This window comes from Oleiphilus sp. HI0067 (genome assembly GCF_001635735.1).
Window position 1 is genome coordinate 1 of the sequence record NZ_LWFI01000842.1, and the last position, 218, is coordinate 218.

Consider the following 218-nt stretch of genomic DNA (forward strand, 5'->3'; position numbering starts at 1 on the left):
CTGCGGTGCGTTTCGAGGGTGTTCCGGAGGGCGCGCAGCTTTCAACGGGTGCCGATCAGGGTAGTGGTGTTTGGATCGTGAATATTGACGATTTAGCGAGTCTAACCATACAAGCACCGGCACATAGTAGTGATGATTTTATCTTGAGTGCGACGGCATTGGTGAATGATGTCGATCCTGAGTCAGGCCTCGTTAGCCAAGTGAGTGACACGATTAGT

At 51.4% G+C, this 218-nt stretch carries 1 protein-coding gene; it reads left to right on the forward strand.

Annotated elements, in window-relative coordinates; all coding sequences use genetic code 11:
- Window positions 1-218: hypothetical protein (locus A3739_RS29830; protein ID WP_197472228.1), on the forward strand; the 218-nt coding region annotated here is incomplete at both ends.